Genomic DNA, 20077 nt, shown 5'->3' with positions numbered 1-20077 from the left:
TCAAGGAAGGCAATCGCGCCCGGTGGCGCGGCCGGGCTTCAAACCCGGTTGGGGACGGCAGCCGTTCCCGGGCAGGTTCGACTCCCGCTGCCTTCCGCCATTTTTCACCCTTTAGGGCCTCTTCGCGGGTGAACCCGCTTCTACACAGGAAACGCAATCGTCGTAGGCGCGGGTTTACCCGCGAAGAGGCCCTCAAAGGCGCTGATCAAGCCCGTTCGCCACACAGGTCCAGGACAAACCAGCGGTCCGCTGCGTCAGCATCCAACCCTGCGCCCAGTAGCGCCACCATCTTGCCCAGCGCTGCTTCACGGGTCATGCCACCGCCACTGACCAGGCCGGCCCCGCGCAAGCGGTTGCCCGCTGCATAGGTGTCGAACACCACCGAGCCTTCCGGGCATTGGCTGATAGCCGCCAGCATCACGCCGCGCTGGCGCGCTGCGCTCAGCACATTCAACAGCGCCTGGTCATCCGATGGCCCGGTCCCGCTGCCGTAGCACTCCAGCAGCAAACCCTGCACACCACTGTCTATCAAGGCCTGCAAATGCCCGGCCTGAAGCCCCGGGAATACTGGCACAACCGCCAGGTTGACCGGCTTGCGCGGCTGCTTGTAGCCCAGTTCGGCAGGGATCGTATCGGCCCGCTCAGCGTCACGGTGGCGTGGCAGCGCAGCAAAGGCATCGAACGCTTCGCTGCGTAGCTTCGACGCCCGACAGCCATGCAGCAGCTGACCGTGGAAGTACAGCTGCACGCCATCTTCCAGGCCGTGTTCGAACTGGCGCAATGCGCCGCACAGGTTGTCCCAGGCATCGCTGTCCGGGGCACCTGCCGGCAGCATCGAGCCGGTCAGCACTACTGGTGCTGGCAGGCCCAGCAACAGGAACGACAACGCAGCAGCGCTGTAGGCCATGCTGTCGGTACCGTGCAGCACCAACACGCCATCGTGGCCCGCGACATCCACCGCCGCGACGATGGCATCGCGCATCGCCAGCCAGTTGTGCTGTTGCATATTGGCGCTGTCGAGCAGCGGGTTCAGCTCGTGCAGTGTCCATTGCACCTGGGGTGCATTGGCCATCTGGGCAAAGTGTTCACGCATCCGCGCGTCAAAACCACCGGCCGGTGCCAGGCCTTCGGGTGTTTCGAGCATGCCGATGGTGCCACCGGTATAGAGAACGAGAAGATTCTTTACTGCGCGCATGGAAAGCATCCGTAGCGGTGAGCGGACAAAGAAAAGCCGCCCGCGGAAGGGGCGGCTGGGCAGGGGAGGATATCAGCGCTGCGTCTGAACTTGGCCGACTGCTTTGTCAGTGGCTGTTTCCACCTGCGGATTGGCAGGCCAGGCATTGCGGTCCAGGTCCAGGTCGGCAAACTTGGACGAGTCGAACACAGGCTGCTTTACACCGGCCTTGCGCTGGTCGTCGTAGTCGCGCATGACCCGCAGGCCGACCTTGAACAGCAGGGCCAGGGCCACCAGGTTGACGAAGGCCAGGCAGGTCATGGTGATGTCGGCGAAGGCGAACACGGTCGACAGGTCTTGCATCGAACCCCACACGACCAGTGCCAGCACCAGGCCACGGAACACCATCAACACTGCGCGGTTACGGCTGAGGAATTGCAGGCTGTTCTCGCCGAGGTAGTAGTTGTAGAGGATGCAGGTGAAGACGAACAGCGACAGCGCCACGCTGACGAACACGCGACCCCAGTCACCGACTACGGCGGCCAGCGAGTTCTGGGTCAGGACGATGCCGTCACCTTCGAAGCCCGGGGTGTAGAAGCCCGACAGCAAGATCAGCAAGGCGGTGCAGGTGCAGATCACGAAGGTGTCGAGGAACACGCTGAAGGCCTGGACCACGCCCTGTGCGCCCGGGTGTTTCACCGCGGCCACGGCGGCGACGTTCGGCGCGCTGCCCAGGCCTGCTTCGTTGGCGAACACGCCACGTTTCACGCCCATGACGATGGCGCTGCCGAGCAGGCCGGCAAACGCCGGGTCGAGGCCGAAGGCGCTCTTGAAGATGGTTTCCAGCATGGCTGGCACGTGTTCGATCTGGGTGCCGATCACGTACAGGGTCACGCCGATGTAGGCCAGGGTCTTGACGGGTACCAGCAGGTCCGACACCGCCGCGATGCGCTTGATGCCGCCGATGAAGGTGATGGCCAGCAGTACGGCCAGCACAATACCGGTGTGGCTTGGGTCGAAGGCAAAGGCATTCTGCAGCGAGTGGGTGACGGTGTACGACTGCAGGCCGATGAAGGCGAAGCCGTAGGTGACCAGCAGCAAGATCGAGAACACGATGGCCATGCTCTTGCGCTTCAGCCCGTGCTGGATGTAGTAGGCCGGGCCGCCACGGTACAGGCCGTCGCCATCAGCGCGCTTGTACACCTGGGCCAGGGTGCACTCGAAGAAGCTGCTGGACATGCCCACCAGTGCGGTAACCCACATCCAGAACACGGCACCAGGGCCACCCAGGGTCACTGCGATACCGACACCGGCGATGTTGCCGGCGCCCACGCGGCCGGCCAGGCTCAGCATCAGGGCCTGGAAGGAGCTCAACTGGCCTGCCTGGCCACGCAGCGATTCCTTGAACACGCTGAACATATGGGTGAAGTGGCGGAACTGGACGAACCGGGAGCGGATGGTGAAGTAGCTACCCAGCCCGACGATCAGCACGATGAGGAGTTTCCCCGAAAGGAAATCGTTGATTACTTCGAGCATTGGAAAATGACCTCGATTCTTATTCTTCGTGTGGAAAGACCAGCGGACGGCAGGCGCACCGCTATTCGTTGGGGCGCATGGTTGGCTATGACAAGAGTGGTTACAATTTCGCGGATTGCTCTGACTTGATGCGACTTGATGCTACAATGGCGTCATTCGCGTCACCTGGATTCCGCATATGAGCGATCACTTCGCTACAAACCTCAAACTTGCCTGCAGTCACTACCGCTCTATTTCCGAAGTTTGCCGCCAGCTGTCGATCAACCGCGCACAGTTCAACAAGTACCTGAGCGGGCAAAGCCGTCCGACGGCTTTCAACCTGAAGCGTATCGGCGACTTCTTCGGTGTCGAGGATTACGAACTGAACCTGCCCGCCGAGCAGTTCGCCCGTCTGATCGGTGCGCGGATATCGCCCCAGGCCCAGCAACCCAGTGACCCGATCAGCGAGTTGTTCCGCCCGTTGCATGAACATGGCGGCAACCTTTCGCGCTATTGCGGTTACTACTTCGAGTACTCCAACTGCATGTCGGTGCCGGGCACGACCCTCGTGTCGCTGGTGCACCTGTGGGAAGAGCGCGGCCGTTTTCTGTTCGAGCGCCAGGAACGGCAGGAGCGCTCCAGCGCCACCGATCAGCATGCCGAGGTACGCTGCCGCTACCTGGGGGCGGCGTTCCAGCTGCAGGACCGGATGTTCCTCATCGACTACGAGTCGCTGACGTTCAACGAAATGAGCCAGACCATCCTCATCCCCAGCTTCAAAAGCCGCATTACCCGGCTGAATGGCCTGAAGGCCGGCGTATCCAGCGGCGACCGGCGCAACCCGGCCTGTACCCGGGTGGTGTGGGAATACCTGGGCGAGGAGATCAATCGCATCAATGCGTATCGGCAGGTGAAACTGTACCGGCCGGATGATCCGCGCATAGATGACGATGTGCGTGAGCGGTTGAGTGTGGCGCCGTTGCGCAACGGTCTGTTCGAGATCGAGTAATGCTCAACGCCTCAAGCATTGTCGAGGATGAACGTTGCTACTGCGTCCGCAACTTGGTCCGCTATTGCGGGAGTACTGCGCAAATGAGCTGCGATGCCATGGTCGCAGTCGGTAAGAAACAGGCATTGCAAACGTGACGCTGAAACTGCTCGCATCAAGGCGAGGGTAACTTCTTCAGGAATCGGGCTATAGCGTTCAGTGCCAGCAAGCCACAGGTTGCCAGCGCTGGTGCCGGGGCCTTTGCCGAATCGCTGGGAGTTGAGCCCGTCGTACTCGCCGATCACCATCAATACTCTTCCACGAAACTGGTTGAGGAAGGTGTAGCTATCGCTCTCCAGAAAACCGAAAGGCTTGTTGATGGCGGCAGTGAATGCCGGGCCGAACGGCGCCTGGTGGGCATCGTCTGGATAAACTGCAGGGCAGATCAATACGATGCTGTCCACTTGTGGCAGCTGTGCTGCAAGCTTGAGCGTAATGGCCGCGCCTAGGCTGTGGCCGATGAGCGTTCGGCATCGAGGCGCGATATGCGCGTGGAAACGCTGTGCTTCATCAAGGTTCGTCGCCAGTGACGGCGCCATTGCGCCTGGCTCGCTGGCGAGGCTATGACCTGACAGATTGCCAGTGAGTGAACCAATGCCTGCGGCTTGCAGGCGATAAAGCAGGGGGTTGAGCCGGGTAAAGTCGGAACGCGCGCCCCCCAAAACGAATGCGGGAGCTGCGCGCTCGATATCAGGTACCAGCAATCGCGCCTGTTGCTGGTAGTTTTCAAAGACTTCATTGATGAACAGCTCTTTGCCCGGGGCGGGCTCGTCAAACTGCCACTTCACGCGCTGCGGGGAAGCCTTTTGAATGTGCATGGTGCTCTCTAGAAGAACTGGTTGAGCCATTCGCCGAGCGGGTTGCCGGTATCGAGCAGCAGTTTGAGTGCCATGATGCAGCAGACGCTGACCAGCAGCGGTTTTATGAGGCGCGAGCCGAAGCGAACTGCGCAGCGAGCCCCCAATTGCGCGCCCAGAAAGGCGGCGAGCGCTATTGCCAGCGCCAGCGGCCAGAGGATCGCCCCGCTGAGAGAAAAAACTGACAATGCGCCCAGGTTACAGGCTGCGTTCAAAAGCTTGCTGGACAGACGTCAAGTCGATTTCGATTATGGAGTATTTTTCTGTGCTCAACCACGAACCAGCAGCGGGTCTTCAGTGAGCACCTTTCTCGAGTTGATCGGCGAATATACGAGCCTGAAGTGCCACTCCTTTAGCCTCCACCCAAATCAGCGAGGGCCTGGCTTTGCTCTGGGTAGAAATCCAGGTAGGCAGCTTCCGAATGAGGCATTGAACGTTCCTTCTCGTTTTTAGGTGAAACTCCCTGGCCGGCAGTTGGGGAGTCGACTATTCAATGCAGTTATGCCGTGACGTGGTAGTCAGCCCATTCCTCGTATGTCGTAGGAGATTTCTGTCTGTGGCGGTATTGAGCAGTGAAACGGTGGAATCACCCCCTGTGGCATCGAACGGGTCCGGTGTTGGACTTCCCGGGCAGGAAACCGCAAAATGACTCTTTTTTCTCATCAACCTCTCCGGATCTGCTGACTCTATGCGTATGCGCCTAATGCTGTTGGGTGGTGGCAATGCCCTCGGGCAAGCGCTGATTCGTCTTGGGGCCGAGGAGGACATCGCATTCCTGGCACCGCGCCCGCCCGAGAACGGCTGGGCGCCCTCAAGCCTCACTCAGCTGCTCGATGACCATCGCCCCGACGCGCTGGTCAACCTGGCCTATTACTTCGACTGGTTCCAGGCCGAGTCGGTCAGCGAGCAGCGCCTGGCTCAACAGGAGCGGGCGGTGGAGCGGTTGGCAGAGCTGTGCCAGCACCATCAGATCACCTTGGTGCAGCCCTCCAGCTACCGTGTGTTCGATGGTTCGCGGGCCACGGCCTATAGCGAAAAGGACGAGCCAGTGCCGCTGGGCTTGCGTGGCCAGGCCCTATGGCGCATCGAGCAGAGCGTGCGTGCGGCCTGCCCGCAGCATGTGTTGCTGCGCTTTGGCTGGTTGCTGGACGAGAGCATCGATGGCGCGTTGGGCCGCTTCCTGACCCGTGCCGAGCAACCACAGGAACTGCTGCTGGCCGATGATCGACGTGGCAACCCGACGCCGGTCGATGATGCCGCCCGAGTGATCCTGTCGGTGCTCAAGCAACTGGATTGCAATGCGCCGCTGTGGGGCACCTACCATTACGCCGGCAATGAGGCGACCACGCCGCTGGCGCTGGGCCAGGCGATCCTCGCCGAGGCCGGTCAATACCGCCAGCTGGCCGTTCAGGCCCCCACGCCGCAGGCCCATGCCGCGCGCCCGGATGCCAGCGAAGAGCCACAGCACGCGGTACTGGCCTGCAAGAAAATCCTTCATACCTTCGGTATCAAGCCGCGTGCCTGGCGCGCTGGTTTGCCACCTCTACTGGACCGGTTCTACCGCCATGGCTGACGCCCCCATCCTGATCACCGGCGGTGCCGGCTTCATTGGCTCCCACCTGTGCGATGCGTTGTTGGAAAAAGGCTACGCCGTACGCATTCTCGACGACTTCTCCACCGGCCGACGGAGCAATCTGCAGGTCGACCACCCACGGCTGGAACTGATCGAAGGTGATGTTGCCGATGCAGGGCTGGTCACTCAGGCTGCGGCTGGCTGCCGTGCTGTGGTGCATCTGGCGGCGGTAGCGTCGGTTCAGGCCTCGGTCGAAGACCCGGTGCGTACCCACCAGAGTAACTTCATCGGTACCCTCAACGTTTGCGAAGCCATGCGCGTGCATGGCGTGCGTCGGGTGCTCTTCGCCTCCAGCGCAGCGGTGTACGGCAACAATGGTGAAGGGCAGTCGATTTCCGAAGACACGCCCAAGGCGCCGTTGACCCCTTATGCCGTGGACAAGCTGGCCAGTGAGCAGTACCTGGACTTCTACCGTCGCCAGCATGGTCTGGAGCCTGTGGTGTTTCGCTTCTTCAATATCTTCGGGCCACGGCAGGACCCTTCCTCACCGTATTCCGGGGTGATCAGCATCTTCTGCGAGCGCGCTGTGCAGGGCTTGCCGATTACAGTGTTCGGTGACGGCGAGCAGACCCGTGACTTCCTTTACGTGGGCGACCTGGTGCAGGTGATGGTGCAGGCACTGGAGCAGCCGCAGGTTGAGGAGGGGGCGGTGAACATCGGGCTGAACCAGGCGACCTCACTGAACCAGTTGCTGGCTGCGCTGGAGAAGGTTGTAGGGAGCTTGCCAGCGATCAGCTATGCGGCGGCGCGATCGGGTGATATCCGCCATTCGCGAGCGAATAACCAGCGGTTGTTGGCGCGGTTCAAATTTGCGCAGGTAACGCCGATGGTTGAAGGCCTGACAAAGCTTCTCGGTAAAGGCTGAGCCCCGCGGGGCTGCTCAGCAGCCCTGACATCACCCATGCCGCACCCTTCTACGCTGGCAATCTTCGGGATGTAAGGCCCGCCCATCCTGGCCACGGACCTGCAATATTTCAAGCGCCTGCCCCGTCACGCCGTCCACCAGCTCCGAACGCGTTTCACCCGCCTCGAACAGAAACCGCTCCCCCCACTGCCTCAAACCAACCACCACTGGAAACACCGACCGCCCTTTGTCGGTCAGCACATATTCTTTATAGGCACTGCCATCCGACGCCGGCTGTGTCATCAGCAACCCGCTTTCCACCAACAGCTTTAGCCGCGAGGTGAGGATGTTCTTCGCCAGTCCCAGGTTCTTCTGAAATTCACTGAAACGCCGTAGGCCGTCAAAGGCGTCGCGCAGGATCATCAGCGCCCAACGGTCACCCAGCACCTCCAGAGCCCGGGCTACGGGGCACTGCGCATTGTTTTCATCGAGCATGGGGCAAGCCTGTCTTGATTATCTGGTTGCAGATTAAAACCACATTTGCTAAATAGCCAGCATGTGGTTTCAAATTGAAACCAGATTCCAGAGGCTTTGCCCGATGACACCTTCGCTGACACGCTGGATAACCCTGTTGCTTGCCACCACCAGTGCGATGGCTGTGGCAACGGTGTACTTCGCTCAACCGCTGCTTGAGTCGATGGCTGCTGAGTTGGGGGTGGCGCAGCAGCAGATTGGCTGGGTAGTTGGCGCGACCCAGGGGGGTTACGCTCTGGGGCTGCTACTGATTGTGCCCCTCGGGGACTTGGTCGACCGTAAACGTCTGTTGCTTGGCCAGTTGCTGTTCTCGGCGCTTGCGCTGGTCGGCGTTGGCATGGCGCCGAACTGGGCAATATTGCTGCTGGCTCTGGCTATCGCCGGGTTGATGGCAGTCATGGTGCAGGTGATGGTGGCTCATGCCGCGAGCCTGGCCTCACCTGGCCAGCAAGGGCAGGCGGTAGGCACCGTCACCAGTGGTGTGGTACTGGGTATTCTGCTGGCACGGCTGGCTTCGGGCGGGCTTGCTGACCTGGCCGGTTGGCGAAGTGTGTACCTGGTCGCCGCAGGGCTCTTGATGTTGCTGGCGCTGGTGCTGTGGCGCAGTCTGCCCGGCGGGCAGCCGATGAGGAGTCGGCCGGGTTACCGGGCGCTGATCATGGCCCAGTTCAGCCTGTATCGGCACGACCGGTTGCTGCGCCAGCGCGGCGTGTTCGGTGTGTTGATCTTCGCCGCATTCAGCGTGCTGTGGAGTGCCATGGTCATGCCGCTCAGTGCTGCGCCGCTGGCGCTGAGCCATACCGAGATCGGCCTGTTTGGCCTGGCAGGTGTCGCGGGTACGCTGGCGGCTTCGCATGCCGGTCGTCTGGCCGACCTTGGAAGGGGTGAGCGTACGACCGGGGTGTCGTTGGCCCTGCTGACGCTGTCGTGGCTGCCAACAGCGTTCGTCGAGCATTCATTGCTGGCCTTCGTGCTGGGTGTGCTGATGCTGGACTTTGCCGTGCAGGCAGTGCACGTCACCAACCAGAGCCTGTTGCTTGCGGGGCGTGGTGCGATGGCTAGCCGTTTGATCGGCGCCTACATGTGTTGCTATTCGCTGGGCAGCGGTTTGGGGGCGGTGTTGGCGAGCTGGGTGTATGCACACTGGGGCTGGGTTGCCGTGTGTGGGCTTGGCATGGGCATCAGTGCCGTCGCACTGTGCTACTGGCTATGGCTGCAACGCGCGAGGGCGGCCGAGGCCGCCCTGCAATGTTCAGGTCAGAACTTGTAGCCAAGGCCGACCATGTATACCCACGGGTCGACGTCGACGTCGACCTTGGTCTTGCTGTAGCCAAGGGCGGTCGGGCCGTTGACGCTGGCCTTGGTGTCGATGTCGACGTACCAGACCGAGGCGTTTACCAGCAGGTTGTCGGTCAGCATGTAGTCCATGCCCAGTTGGCCGGCGATACCTACCGAATCCTGCAGCTTGAGGTTGCTGAAGCCTTGGTCCTTGCGTGCGCTGCTCAAGTCTTCGTCAAAGAACAGGGTGTAGTTGATACCGACGCCAGCGTACGGCTGGAAGCGCGAATTCGGTTCCATTGGGTAGTACTGCAGCGACAGCGTCGGTGGCAGTTGCTTGATGTCTGCCAGCTTGCCGTCCAGCCCGCCGCCCAGGCCTTTTACGGCGACGGTGTGCTTGAACGGGGTAGCTGCCAGCAGCTCCAGGCCGATGTGGTCGGTGAGCATGTAGGCAAAGGTCAGGCCCAACTGGGTATCGCTGTCCAGAGTCGCCTTGGTGCCCGACACCTTGTTACCGTCGAACTTGAGGTCGCCGCTGCTCTCGTTCGGGGCGGTGGTGATGGCGCCTGCGCGCAGGATCATGTCCCCCGCCTGATAGGCGTGGGCGGCAGGGGCGGCGAGCGCAAGGGCCACAAGCGAGGCACCCAGCAAGGACTTGTTCATGGAAGCTCCCAAAGGACGTTATTAATCGAGTGGTCCAATGGTACGGAGCTGGTTAAACGGAAAGTTTGACCCAGCTCAAAGAAGCGTCTTCACGAATTCGAAACAGTTCTCATCTCAGCTCATAAGTGTAGATTTTCTCGGCTTCCATCTGGTAGCCGGCGTCGGCCAACTCGCTGCTGGAAGCTCTAACCTGCATCTTTCCCTCGATCCAGTAGGGCTGGTAGAGGTCTTCGACGCGCACGCCCATCTCGCTGAAAATGTGCACGATCTGGTTCGGCGGTGGCGGCGGCACGTGGATGCACGCGCCATAGTAAGGGACCAGCAGGAATTCGGTGGTGCGGCCTTCTTCGCTGACCTCCAGTGGCACGATGTAGCCGGGTAGTTTGACCTGTTGGCCGTCGAGGCTTTTTACCACTGGCGCATCGGGCGCCTGTTGGCGCGCGGGTGGGGCGGATTCGGCAGACAGGGCGTTGCTGAGCTGCGACATGTCGTGCAGCGGGGTGAGTTGCGGCGGGATGACCGGGGCGCCTTCGGGGATCAGGGCGGGCCAGTCCAGCTCCTTGGGTTCGGCGGCCCATAGAGGCATCGCTACCAGCAACAGCAAGGCCAGCAGCATGTGCATTGCCGGCCTCTTCGCGGGCATGCCCGCTCCCACAGGTACTGCACACGCTCCGAAGCCTGCGGGGCTCCCTGTGGGAGCGGGCGTGCCCGCGAAGCAGGCGGTGAGGTGTTTGATCATTACGCGCACTCAGAGGTGTATGGACAGGCCGTCGGCCAGCGATTGCCGGTAAGCCCGCCACGCCGGCACGCTGCCCATCAGCAACGCGGCCCCCAGGATGATAGCCAGCAAGGTCCATTCATGGGTACTCGGCATAGCCAGTGGCAAGTACAAACCATAGTTGGCCTGCACATACCCCTGTGCCAGGGCGATACCCGCATATAGCAAGCCAAGCCCGGCCACGATCCCGACCGAGGCCAGTGACAGTGCTTCCAGTACCAGCAACCCCGCAATATGCCAAGGCCGGGCCCCGACCGAACGCAGTATCGCCATCTCTCGGCGGCGTTCGTTGAGGCTGGTGAGAATCGCCGTGAGCATGCCGATCAAACCGGTCAGCACCACGAACAGTGACACCACGAACAATGCCTGTTCTGCAGTGCCCATCAGGCTCCACAGCTCCTGCAGGGCAACCCCTGGCAGAATCGCCAGCAACGGCTCGCTGCGGTACTCGTTGATCTCTCGCTGCAAACTGAAGGTTGCGATCTTGCTGTTAAGGCCAAGCATGAACGCAGTGATGGCGGCAGGTTGCAGGTCCATGGTACGGGCCTGCTCGGCGCTGATGCGGCCGGCGCCACGAGCGGGTACGCCGTTGTGCCAGTCGATATGGATCGCTTCCATGCCGCCCAGGCTGATATGCAGGGTGCGGTCGACGGGTGTGCCGGTGCGCTTGAGTACGCCGACCACGGTAAACGGCTTGTCGTCGTGCTTGACCAGGCTGATTGCGGCCACACCGTGGGCCAGCACCAGCTTGTCACCCAGCTTGTAGTGCAATGCCTCGGCCACTTCGGCGCCGAGCACCACTTCGAACGGGTCGTTGGCGAACGTACGCCCCTGGCTCAGTTCCAGGTGCTGGCGGCGGCCGTACTGGTAATGGCTGAAGTAATCCGTGGTGGTACCCATCACTCTGTAACCGCGGTGCGAGTCGCCCAGCGAGATCGGGATTGCCCACTTCACCCGTGGGTCCTGTGCATAGTGCTGGAAGCTGTCCCAGCGGATGTTGTTGGTCGCGTTGCCAATGCGGAACACCGAATACAGCAGCAGGTTTACCGAGCCGGAGCGGGCACCGACAATCAGGTCGGTGCCGCTGATGGTGCTGGCGAAGCTGGCACGGGCTTCGGTACGGACCCGCTCGACAGCCAGCAGCAGGCACACCGACAGGGCAATGGCAAAGGCGGTCAGAAACGCCGTGAAGCGGCGGTTGGCCAGGCTGGCCAAGGCAAGGCGGAGCAGGTACATCAGGCCTCCCGGGGCTTGGCGGCGCGGTTCAGTTCGGCAAGCGACAGGTGGCGGTCGAACAGCGGTGCCAGGCTCTGGTCGTGGCTGACGAACAGCAAGCTGGCACCGGCGGCACGGCACTCATCGAACAGCAGGCGGATGAACGCTTCACGGGTGTCTGCATCCAGTGCCGAGGTCGGTTCGTCGGCAATCACCAGCTCAGGCTGGCCGATCAGTGCGCGGGCGGCGGCGACCCGTTGCTGCTGGCCGATCGACAGGCTGTCGGCGCGGCGGGCGAGCATGGCAGGGTCACCTAGGCCCAGGTGGGTCAGCAGCGTGCTGGCCGCCTGGTCAACACTGCCATGGCGCTGCTCGGCGCGGGCCTTGCGGCTGCGCGAGAAGCGGCAGGGCAGCTCGACGTTTTCACGTACCGAGAGGAACGGCAGCAGGTTGAACTGCTGGAAGATATACCCGGTGTGATCGACCCGAAAGCGGTCGCGGGCGCCCTGGCTCAGGCTGCCAAGGTCCTGACCGAGCAACTGGATGCGGCCCTGGACCGGCACGTTCACCCCACCCAGCAGGCCCAGCAAGGTCGTCTTGCCACTGCCGCTGGGGCCCTTGAGAAACAGCGCTTCACCAGCGTCCAGGCGTAATGACGGAATATCCAGCAGCGGCGGGTGACCTGGCCAGGCGAACATCAGGTCATGCAGATCGATCAACGGCTGGTTCATTCAGAAGGCGACCGTTGCCTTGGCCGGCGTGGTTTCCACGCCTTTCTGGCCATTGGGGCCGATCAGTTGCACGTTGATTTTCTGGGTGGCGGGGAAGGCCTTGAACAGCGGCGCCAGGTCCAGCTCTGTCAGTTTGTCGGGGTTGGCGCAAGTCAGCTGATAATGGGCGCCGATGTCGCTGTGCTGATGGCCGTGCTCGTGCTCGTCACCCTCGTCGTCGGCCTTGGAGGCGTCACCGAAGAGAGGGCTTTCCAGTGCCTGCTGGTCTTCCTTGCAGCCTGCGGCGGCGGAAAGGCCGAACAGCTTTAGTGGTTGTTCAAGTTGCTGGCGCACGGCGGCGACTTTGGCCTTGTCGGCATCGCTGCTGGCGGCATGCTCGAAGCCGACCAGGTTCATTGCCGGGCTGTCCAGTTCCAGTTCCAAGGTATTGCCATCGAGCACTGCGTTCAGCTTGGCTACGCCATGCTCGTGGGCGCCGAGGGAGCCGTGGGCATGGTCATGATCATGGTCATGGTCATCGTGAGCATGGGCCACGGCCAGTGGCAGCAAAGCGAAGGGCAGGGCGAGCAGCAGGCGACGCATGGACGACTCCGGAGCGGGCTGAAAGATCGAGTTATGTTATAACAACTTCTCAGCGTGCCGCCAGCCTGTGTGGCGCATGTTTCATGTTGCGGTAGCATGGCTGCATTGATTTGGGCTCAAGGAATGCATCATGAGAATTCGTGGACAGATTGGTGACTGGCCGGTGGACCTGACCATCGAGCTGACGCCTGAAGAGTGGGCGCAACTGGGGCGGCAGACCGAGGTGCCGATGGTAGCCCAGGCGGCCGCGACAGCTGCGGTGGTCGCACCGCGCCAAGATGACGGTCAGTGGGCTGCGGCGCGTAATGTGTTGCGTCTGGCAGGACAGATGAGCGGGCCGGAATTGCTGGACCGGCTGGAAGGGTTGGCGGGGAGTACGGCGGCGGGTAAACGGTTGCTGGTGCGCTTGCGGCACAGCAGTGAGGTAAAGGTGGAGAGCGGCGTGGATGCGCCTGTTTATCACTGGGTAGGGTGAGCGCTGTCTTGCTTGAAAATTGAAACGCCTGCGCTGTCACCCGTAGGAGCGGGTTTACCCGCGAACACCGGCAGAGCCGGTGCCATCCACTGTGTCGGTTTCTTCGCGGGTATGCCCGCTCCCACAGGTCCAGCGCCGGCTTCAAGGTCACTCAGAACATCGCCGCCGACAGCTTGCGACGATAAACACCAACCAGCGGGTGATCGCCACCCAGCAATTCGAACACCTGCAACAGCGCCTTCTGCGGCAGCCCGTTCTCGTAGCCACGGTTACGCTGGAACAGCTTCAGCAGCCCCTCCAGCGCCGCCTCATACTGCTGGCGCGCCAGTTGCTGAATGCTCAGCTGATACGCCGCCTCGTCGTCTTGCGGGTTCTGCGCCAGACGGCTTTTAAGGTCTGCCACTTCCGGCAGGCTGGCAGCCTGGCGCAGGAAGGTTAGCTGGGCCTTGGCACCGGCCAGTGCAGCTTTGTGTTCGTCAGTCTTGACCGCATCCAGCACCACTTGCGCTTCGCCCAGCTCGCCACGCTCGGCCAGGCAGCGGGCATACAGGATCAGCGCCTCGACATTGCTGTTGTCCTCACCCAGCAGCGCCTGCAAGAGCGCTTCGGTTTCGGCAAAACGGCTTTCGGCAAACAGCGCCTTTGCCTGCTCCAGTGGCGATGCGGTGGGCGCGGCTGGCAGTTGTACATGCGGCTCGAGCATGGCGCGGATCGCCGACTCCGGTTGCGCCCCGGCAAAACCGTCCACTGGCTGACCGTCCTTGAACAGCACCACTGTCGGCAGGCTACGGATGCCGAACTGGGCAACCACCTGTTGCTCCACGTCGCAGTTGATCTTGGCCAGCAGCAGTTCGCCCTGGTAACCCTCGGCAATCTTTGCCAGCAATGGCATCAGCGCCTTGCACGGCGCGCACCACTCGGCCCAGAAGTCCACCAGCACTGGCTTGTGGAAGGAGTTCTCGATCACCAGTTGCTGGAAGTTGGTATCGGTGGCGTCGAAAATGTAAGGCGTGTCTTGGCTCATCGCGACTCTCGCAAAATCGTGTATGGCACCACTATAAGGTGTCGCGGCTGGCGTGGTACAGGCTGACCCGGCGGAATTCGTGTGGCTCGGCCAGGTCCGGCAGGGTCAGTGCTTCGAGCACGCCCAATTGCTGGTACAACGGGTGGTGAAAGTCACGTACCCGCGAGTCGGCCACCAAGGCCTGCCGACCGCGGCTCAGGAAGGCATCCAGCAGCGGCAGGTTGGCGCGGTCGTACAGCACATCGGCAACCAGGATCATGTCGAAGCGGTCTTCCTCGGCAAAAAAATCGCTGCTGTAGCGTAATGTCACCCCGTTCAGTGCTGCATTCGCACGGCAGGCATCGAGGGCCAGCGGGTCGAGGTCGCAGGCCACCACTTCCCGTGCACCGGCGCGTGCAGCAGCAATGCCGGCGATACCAGAGCCGGCGCCAAAGTCCAGCACGCGCTTGCCCGCCACCCATTCCGGGCGTTCGGCCAGGTAGCGGGCCATTGCCAGCCCGCTGGCCCAGCAGAAGCTCCAATAGGGAGGTTCTTCAAGAATGCGCCGGGTTTCTTCGCTGCTGAAGGCGCGATCCATGTTCTGGTCGTCGATCAGCCATAGCTTCACGTCACAGTCGGGCAGTTCGCTGACGATCAGGCGTGCTTCGCCGATCAGGCCGCTGAGGGCCTGTTGCAGGGCCAGCGGCATCACTTAAGGCGCCTTCTCGAAACGCAGCGGGCCGGTGACCTGGGTTTGTGCCTGGGTAATGCGCACCGGGGGCAGGTGCATGATCAGCTGGCCGGAGTTGCTGGCGCGGCCACGCAGTTCGACCCGGGCACCGGGCGGGAAGGCTTCGGGGTTGAAGCGCAGGTGGTAGGGCAGTGCCTGGCCGGTACCGGTCAGATTACTGCTGGCCAGCAGGCGCTGCGGGCGGTCGCGTTCGTCGATCACCAGCAAGGCCAGTTCCACCTCGGCACCCGCCGGAATTTCCAGCAAGGTGCCGCTCAGCTCGCGCTGGTAGGCCGGCAGCGGGCCCAGTACTTCGGCCTTGGTCGAGGGGGCTGGCGCGGGCACTGGGTTGTCGGTCTTTGGCCTGTCGCTGCCGCAGGCGGCAAGCAGAGCGGCGCAGCACAGCACGACGAGCGCTCGGTAGTGCATGGAGGAGTCCTTCACGGGCATATTTCCCATGGATGTTAACCCCTTTGGCTTGTCTTGCCAGTGCAATGCGCTACCATGGCCCTCCCTTTTTTTGTTGCCTGCCACCATGCACTGTCCCTTTTGCGGTGCCAACGACACCAAGGTCATCGACTCTCGCCTCGTCGCCGAGGGCGAGCAGGTGCGCCGCCGCCGTGAATGCGTGGCCTGCGGCGAGCGTTTCACCACCTTCGAAACTGCCGAGCTGGTGCTGCCCCGGCTGATCAAGCAGGACGGCACGCGCCAGCCCTTCGACGAAGAAAAGCTGCGCGCCGGCATGCAACGGGCCCTGGAAAAGCGTCCGGTCAGCGTCGAGCGCCTGGAAGCTGCGCTGGCGCACATCAAGAGCCGGCTGCGTGCCACAGGCGAGCGCGAAGTCAAATCGTTGGTGGTCGGTGAAATGGTCATGGCCGAGTTGCGCAAACTCGATGAAGTGGCCTATATCCGCTTTGCTTCGGTGTACCGGCGCTTCCAGGACCTCGACGAGTTCCGCGAAGAAATCGACCGCCTGGCCCGTGAGCCAGCTAAAGAGTGAACATGCCCAGCCAAGCTGCCATCCTTGACGCCCACTACATGGCCCGTGCGCTGGAGCTGGCGCGTAAAGGCCTGTACACCACCCACCCGAACCCGCGCGTAGGCTGCGTGATCGTGCGTGATGGTGAAGTGGTTGGCGAAGGTTGGCACGTTCGCGCCGGCGAGCCTCATGCCGAAGTGCATGCCCTGCGCCAGGCCGGTGAACTTGCCCGCGGTGCTTGTGCCTACGTCACCCTGGAACCATGCAGCCATCATGGCCGTACGCCACCGTGTGCCGAGGCACTGGTCAAGGCCGGCGTGACGCGTGTCGTAGCCGCCATGCAGGACCCTAACCCGCAAGTGGCGGGACAGGGCCTGCGGCGCCTGGCCGAAGCCGGAATCGAAGTGGCCAGCGGAGTGCTCGAAGCCGAGGCCCGCGCCCTCAACCCAGGCTTCCTCAAGCGCATGGAGCACGGCCTGCCGTTCGTTCGCGCCAAGCTGGCCATGAGCCTGGACGGCCGCACGGCCATGGCTAGTGGTGAAAGCCAGTGGATCACCGGGCCGGCCGCGCGCTCAGCCGTGCAGCGCTTGCGCGCCCGCTCCAGCGTGGTGCTGACCAGCGCCGCCAGCGTGCTGGCAGACAACGCACGCATGACCGTGCGTGGCGCCGAGCTGGGCCTGGATGCCGAAACAGCCGCCCTGGCACTCAGCCGCACACCCTTGCGGGTGCTGGTCGATGGCCGCCTGCGCCTGCCACTGGCGGCGCCGTTCTTCCAGGCGGGCCCAACGCTGGTGGTGACTGCTGTCGCAGATGACCCGCGCTATGCCGCTGCCGGCCACGAATTGCTCAGCTTGCCGGGCGACAATGGCCAGGTCGACCTGGCGGCGCTGCTTCGCGCCCTGGCTGCCCGCGGCGTCAACGAAATCCTGCTGGAAGCCGGTGCCGGCCTGGTCGGTGCCTTCGCTCGGCAAGGCCTGGTCGACGAGTACCAGCTGTTCGTCGCTGGCACCTTCCTGGGCTCTCAGGCCCGGCCACTGCTGGACTGGCCGATGGACAAGATGAGCGAAGCACCACGGCTGAAAATTACCGAAATGCGCGCAGTGGGCGATGACTGGCGGGTCACGGCCATCCCCCTGCCAGCACCCGGCGTATAATGCCGGGCTTGCCCCGCGCAAACCGTTTTTGAGGAAGACCCCATGTTCACCGGCATCATCGAATCCATCGGCACCATCCGCAGCCTGACCCCCAAGGGTGGAGACGTGCGCGTCTATGTAGAAACCGGCAAGCTCGACCTGGGGGACGTCAAGCTCGGCGACAGCATCGCCGTCAACGGTGTATGCCTCACGGCCGTAGAACTGCCGGGCGACGGCTTCTGGGCCGATGTCAGCGTCGAAACCCTCAAGCGCACCGCCTTCATCGACCTCAAGAGCGGCAGCAAGGTCAACCTGGAAAAAGCCCTGACCCCCACCACCCGCCTGGGCGGGCACCTGGTCAGCGGCCACGTCGACGGGGTTGGCGAAATCATTTCGCGCAGCGATAACGCCCGCGCAATCCAGTTCCGTGTGCGTGCACCGAAGGAACTGGCCAAGTACATCGCCCACAAGGGTTCGATCACCGTCGACGGCACCAGCCTGACGGTCAATGAGGTCAATGGCGCCGAGTTCGAGCTGACCATTGTCCCGCACACTCTGTCCGAAACCATCATGGCCGATTACCGTGCAGGGCGTCGGGTAAACCTTGAGGTCGACCTGCTGGCCCGTTACCTGGAGCGCTTGCTGCTGGGTGACAAGGCCGCCGAACCGAGCAAGGGCAGTGGCATTACCGAAAGCTTCCTGGCCGCCAATGGCTTCTTGAAATCCTGATTGAGAAGGGGGTGCCGCGTGGCGCTCAACAGCATCGAAGAACTGGTCGAAGACATCCGCCAGGGCAAAATGGTCATCCTGATGGATGACGAAGACCGCGAGAACGAAGGCGACATCATCATGGCGGCCGAATGCTGCCAGCCGGAGCACATCAACTTCATGGCCAAGCACGCCCGTGGCCTGATCTGCATGCCGATGACCCGCGAGCGTTGCGAAACGCTGAAGCTGCCGTTGATGGCGCCGCGCAACGGCTCGGGCTTCGGCACTAAGTTCACCGTGTCGATCGAGGCCGCCGAAGGCGTCACCACCGGTATTTCCGCCGCCGACCGCGCCCGCACTGTGCAGGCTGCCGCTGCCAAGGACGCCAAGGCCGAAGACATCGTCAGCCCTGGTCACATCTTCCCGCTGATGGCCCAGCCAGGCGGTACGCTGGCGCGTGCCGGCCACACCGAAGCCGCCTGTGACCTGGCGCGCATGGCCGGTTTCGAGCCAAGCGGCGTGATCTGCGAAGTGATGAACGACGACGGCACCATGTCGCGCCGCGCCGAACTGGAAGTGTTCGCCGCCGAGCACGGCCTGAAGATCGGCACCATCGCCGACCTGATCCACTACCGCATGATCCACGAGCGCACCGTGCAGCGTGTTTCCGAGCAATCGGTGGAGAGCGAGCTGGGTGAGTTCAACCTGGTCACCTACCGTGACGCGGTCGAAGGCGACGTGCACATGGCCTTGACCCTGGGCAAGATCTGCGCCGAAGAGCCGACCTTGGTACGGGTACACAATATGGACCCACTGCGTGACCTGCTGCTGGTCAAGCAGCCAGGCCGCTGGAGCTTGCGCGCGGCCATGGCCGCAGTGGCCGAAGCCGGCAGTGGCGTGGTGCTGCTGCTGGGGCACCCGCTGGACGGCGACGTGCTGCTGGCGCACATCCGCGAAAGCGCGGGCGATGCACCGGCCAAGGCACCGACTACCTACAGCACCGTGGGGGCCGGTTCGCAGATCCTGCGCGACCTCGGTGTGCGCAAGATGCGCCTGATGAGTTCGCCGATGAAGTTCAACGCGATATCCGGATTCGATCTGGAAGTTGTAGAATACGTGCCCTCCGAGTGACTTGAGGCGGCATTGACGCCCTCTGCTCGAGTCCAGACCCCTGTCGAGGCCGCTTGTATGCGGCCTCGCTCTTGAAGATGAGAATATCGGAATGACCCTGAAGACCATCGAAGGTACCTTCATCGCCCCCAAAGGTCGCTATGCTTTGGTGGTTGGCCGCTTCAACAGCTTCGTTGTCGAAAGCCTGGTAAGCGGTGCCGTTGATGCCCTGGTACGCCACGGTGTCAGCGAAAGCGACATCACCATCATCCGTGCCCCGGGTGCATTCGAGATCCCGCTGGTGGCACAGAAGGTCGCCCAGCAAGGCGCCTACGACGCGATCATCGCCCTGGGCGCCGTGATCCGTGGCGGTACCCCGCACTTCGAATACGTGGCGGGCGAGTGCACCAAGGGCCTGGCCCAGGTGTCCATGGAGTTCGGTGTTCCGGTGGCCTTCGGCGTACTGACCGTCGACTCCATCGAGCAAGCCATCGAGCGTTCTGGCACCAAAGCCGGCAACAAAGGTGCTGAAGCTGCCCTGTCCGCACTGGAAATGGTCAGCCTGCTGGCGCAGTTGGAGGCCAAGTGATTAGCGACGAAAGCGATCGTTTCAACCCGCGCGATCCAAAACCTGCGGATGCCGGCAAGCCCTCGAAGAGCGCCAAGCGCCGCGAAGCCCGCAAGCTCGCGACCCAGGCCCTCTACCAGTGGCACATGGCCCAGCATTCGCTGAACGAGATCGAAGCGCAGTTCCGGGTGGATAACGATTTCACCGATGTCGACGGTGCCTATTTCCGCGAGATCCTGCATGGGGTCCCGGCAATCAAGGGCGAAATCGACAAAGCGCTGGTGCCTTGCATGACCATCGCACTGGAAGAGCTCGACCCGGTCGAGCTGGCCGTGCTGCGTCTGTCCACCTGGGAACTGATCAAACGCGTCGACGTGCCGTACCGCGTCGTGATCAACGAAGGTGTGGAACTGGCCAAGGTCTTCGGTGCCACTGACGGCCACAAGTTCGTCAACGGCGTGCTCGACAAGCTAGCCCCGGCGCTGCGTGAAGCAGAAGTCAAGGCGAACAAGCGCTGAT

23 protein-coding genes, 1 tRNA gene and 1 pseudogene are annotated in these 20077 nt (G+C 62.6%); 12 read left to right on the top strand and 13 right to left on the bottom strand.

Annotated elements, in window-relative coordinates; translation table 11 throughout:
- Window positions 1-4: 4 nt before the first annotated feature.
- A tRNA-Sec gene (locus tag ACF8Q6_RS13995) sits at window positions 5-100 on the top strand.
- A gap of 105 nt (window positions 101-205) precedes the next feature.
- Here ACF8Q6_RS13995 and ACF8Q6_RS13990 read toward each other — a convergent pair.
- Complete coding sequence (locus tag ACF8Q6_RS13990; RefSeq protein WP_011953333.1) at window positions 206-1204, bottom strand: asparaginase; 999 nt, start codon at window positions 1202-1204, stop codon at window positions 206-208.
- Window positions 1205-1267: 63 nt separating this feature from the next.
- A complete protein-coding gene (locus ACF8Q6_RS13985) occupies window positions 1268-2710 on the bottom strand; it encodes a sodium:alanine symporter family protein (RefSeq protein WP_221100848.1) in 1443 nt (480 codons plus the stop codon).
- 178 nt (window positions 2711-2888) lie between these two features.
- Between ACF8Q6_RS13985 and ACF8Q6_RS13980 the strand changes: the two genes are divergently transcribed.
- Window positions 2889-3698, top strand: a complete 810-nt coding sequence (locus ACF8Q6_RS13980) for a helix-turn-helix domain-containing protein (RefSeq protein WP_392494336.1) — start codon at window positions 2889-2891, stop codon at window positions 3696-3698.
- A gap of 11 nt (window positions 3699-3709) precedes the next feature.
- Here the strand turns inward: ACF8Q6_RS13980 and ACF8Q6_RS13975 are convergent, their stop codons facing one another.
- Both ACF8Q6_RS13975 and ACF8Q6_RS13970 read right to left on the bottom strand, forming a co-directional pair.
- Complete coding sequence (locus ACF8Q6_RS13975) at window positions 3710-4555, bottom strand: alpha/beta hydrolase (protein ID WP_392494335.1); 846 nt, start codon at window positions 4553-4555, stop codon at window positions 3710-3712.
- Between the two features lie 8 nt (window positions 4556-4563).
- Window positions 4564-4821 (bottom strand): annotated as a pseudogene (locus ACF8Q6_RS13970) (TSUP family transporter); the annotation flags it as partial.
- Between the two features lie 461 nt (window positions 4822-5282).
- Here ACF8Q6_RS13970 and ACF8Q6_RS13965 point away from each other — a divergent pair.
- The gene (locus tag ACF8Q6_RS13965; protein WP_003255419.1) at window positions 5283-6167 is read left to right on the top strand and encodes a sugar nucleotide-binding protein; all 885 of its coding nucleotides are present in this window, start codon (window positions 5283-5285) and stop codon (window positions 6165-6167) included.
- Window positions 6160-7092, top strand: coding sequence for an NAD-dependent epimerase/dehydratase family protein (locus tag ACF8Q6_RS13960; RefSeq protein WP_392494333.1), 933 nt, complete (start codon window positions 6160-6162; stop codon window positions 7090-7092). The genes ACF8Q6_RS13965 and ACF8Q6_RS13960 overlap by 8 nt, the downstream gene beginning before the upstream one ends.
- A gap of 30 nt (window positions 7093-7122) precedes the next feature.
- Here the strand turns inward: ACF8Q6_RS13960 and ACF8Q6_RS13955 are convergent, their stop codons facing one another.
- Complete coding sequence (locus ACF8Q6_RS13955) at window positions 7123-7566, bottom strand: winged helix-turn-helix transcriptional regulator (protein ID WP_392494331.1); 444 nt, start codon at window positions 7564-7566, stop codon at window positions 7123-7125.
- Window positions 7567-7669: 103 nt separating this feature from the next.
- Here ACF8Q6_RS13955 and ACF8Q6_RS13950 point away from each other — a divergent pair, with 103 nt between their 5' ends.
- Window positions 7670-8875: an MFS transporter gene (locus ACF8Q6_RS13950; protein ID WP_392494330.1), complete on the top strand. Its 1206-nt coding sequence runs from the start codon at window positions 7670-7672 to the stop codon at window positions 8873-8875.
- Here the strand turns inward: ACF8Q6_RS13950 and ACF8Q6_RS13945 are convergent.
- From ACF8Q6_RS13945 to ACF8Q6_RS13925, 5 genes are all read right to left on the bottom strand, one after another.
- Window positions 8863-9546, bottom strand: coding sequence for an OmpW family protein (locus ACF8Q6_RS13945; RefSeq protein ID WP_392494329.1), 684 nt, complete (start codon window positions 9544-9546; stop codon window positions 8863-8865). The two genes, ACF8Q6_RS13950 and ACF8Q6_RS13945, sit on opposite strands and share 13 nt — an antisense overlap.
- 109 nt (window positions 9547-9655) lie before the next feature.
- Window positions 9656-10168 (bottom strand): DUF3299 domain-containing protein, encoded by a 513-nt coding sequence (locus ACF8Q6_RS13940; RefSeq protein WP_392494328.1) that lies wholly within the window; start codon window positions 10166-10168, stop codon window positions 9656-9658.
- 126 nt (window positions 10169-10294) lie between these two features.
- Window positions 10295-11560, bottom strand: coding sequence for an ABC transporter permease (locus tag ACF8Q6_RS13935; protein WP_011953341.1), 1266 nt, complete (start codon window positions 11558-11560; stop codon window positions 10295-10297).
- Window positions 11560-12270, bottom strand: coding sequence for an ABC transporter ATP-binding protein (locus ACF8Q6_RS13930; protein WP_014755170.1), 711 nt, complete (start codon window positions 12268-12270; stop codon window positions 11560-11562). Before ACF8Q6_RS13930 ends, ACF8Q6_RS13935 begins: the two co-directional genes overlap by 1 nt.
- Complete coding sequence (locus tag ACF8Q6_RS13925; protein WP_392494327.1) at window positions 12271-12852, bottom strand: DUF2796 domain-containing protein; 582 nt, start codon at window positions 12850-12852, stop codon at window positions 12271-12273.
- Window positions 12853-12982: 130 nt separating this feature from the next.
- On the opposite strand from ACF8Q6_RS13925, the gene ACF8Q6_RS13920 reads away from it, so the two are divergent.
- Window positions 12983-13327 (top strand): hypothetical protein, encoded by a 345-nt coding sequence (locus tag ACF8Q6_RS13920; protein ID WP_221100844.1) that lies wholly within the window; start codon window positions 12983-12985, stop codon window positions 13325-13327.
- Window positions 13328-13478: 151 nt separating this feature from the next.
- On the opposite strand, the gene trxA is transcribed toward ACF8Q6_RS13920, so the two are convergent.
- The 3 genes from trxA to ACF8Q6_RS13905 are packed head-to-tail and all read right to left on the bottom strand — an operon-like array spanning window position 13479 to window position 15489.
- Window positions 13479-14351 (bottom strand): thioredoxin, encoded by an 873-nt coding sequence (gene trxA, locus ACF8Q6_RS13915; protein ID WP_392494325.1) that lies wholly within the window; start codon window positions 14349-14351, stop codon window positions 13479-13481.
- A gap of 31 nt (window positions 14352-14382) precedes the next feature.
- Window positions 14383-15039 (bottom strand): class I SAM-dependent methyltransferase, encoded by a 657-nt coding sequence (locus tag ACF8Q6_RS13910; RefSeq protein WP_392494323.1) that lies wholly within the window; start codon window positions 15037-15039, stop codon window positions 14383-14385.
- 3 nt (window positions 15040-15042) lie between these two features.
- On the bottom strand, window positions 15043-15489 hold the full coding sequence (locus tag ACF8Q6_RS13905; protein WP_392494322.1) for a YbaY family lipoprotein: 447 nt from the start codon (window positions 15487-15489) through the stop codon (window positions 15043-15045).
- A gap of 106 nt (window positions 15490-15595) precedes the next feature.
- Between ACF8Q6_RS13905 and nrdR the strand changes: the two genes are divergently transcribed.
- From nrdR to nusB, 6 genes are all read left to right on the top strand, one after another.
- On the top strand, window positions 15596-16060 hold the full coding sequence (gene nrdR, locus ACF8Q6_RS13900) for a transcriptional regulator NrdR (RefSeq protein WP_003255402.1): 465 nt from the start codon (window positions 15596-15598) through the stop codon (window positions 16058-16060).
- A gap of 2 nt (window positions 16061-16062) precedes the next feature.
- Entirely contained in the window at window positions 16063-17193 is a 1131-nt protein-coding gene (ribD, locus tag ACF8Q6_RS13895; protein ID WP_392494321.1) for a bifunctional diaminohydroxyphosphoribosylaminopyrimidine deaminase/5-amino-6-(5-phosphoribosylamino)uracil reductase RibD, read from the top strand.
- A 42-nt stretch (window positions 17194-17235) separates the two neighbouring features.
- The gene (locus ACF8Q6_RS13890; protein WP_003255399.1) at window positions 17236-17901 is read left to right on the top strand and encodes a riboflavin synthase; all 666 of its coding nucleotides are present in this window, start codon (window positions 17236-17238) and stop codon (window positions 17899-17901) included.
- 18 nt (window positions 17902-17919) lie between these two features.
- Window positions 17920-19011 carry a bifunctional 3,4-dihydroxy-2-butanone-4-phosphate synthase/GTP cyclohydrolase II gene (ribBA, locus tag ACF8Q6_RS13885; protein ID WP_003255398.1) on the top strand — a complete coding sequence of 364 codons (1092 nt, stop codon included), beginning with the start codon at window positions 17920-17922 and terminating at the stop codon, window positions 19009-19011.
- A 91-nt stretch (window positions 19012-19102) separates the two neighbouring features.
- Window positions 19103-19579 carry a 6,7-dimethyl-8-ribityllumazine synthase gene (gene ribE, locus ACF8Q6_RS13880; RefSeq protein WP_003255395.1) on the top strand — a complete coding sequence of 159 codons (477 nt, stop codon included), beginning with the start codon at window positions 19103-19105 and terminating at the stop codon, window positions 19577-19579.
- Window positions 19576-20076: a transcription antitermination factor NusB gene (gene nusB, locus ACF8Q6_RS13875; RefSeq protein ID WP_003255393.1), complete on the top strand. Its 501-nt coding sequence runs from the start codon at window positions 19576-19578 to the stop codon at window positions 20074-20076. The genes ribE and nusB overlap by 4 nt, the downstream gene beginning before the upstream one ends.
- Window position 20077 lies beyond the last annotated feature (1 nt).

Source organism: Pseudomonas sp. GLN_2 (genome assembly GCF_043106005.1).
Classification (GTDB): domain Bacteria; phylum Pseudomonadota; class Gammaproteobacteria; order Pseudomonadales; family Pseudomonadaceae; genus Aquipseudomonas; species Aquipseudomonas alloputida.
This window is presented reverse-complemented; position numbering and strand designations above follow the sequence as displayed.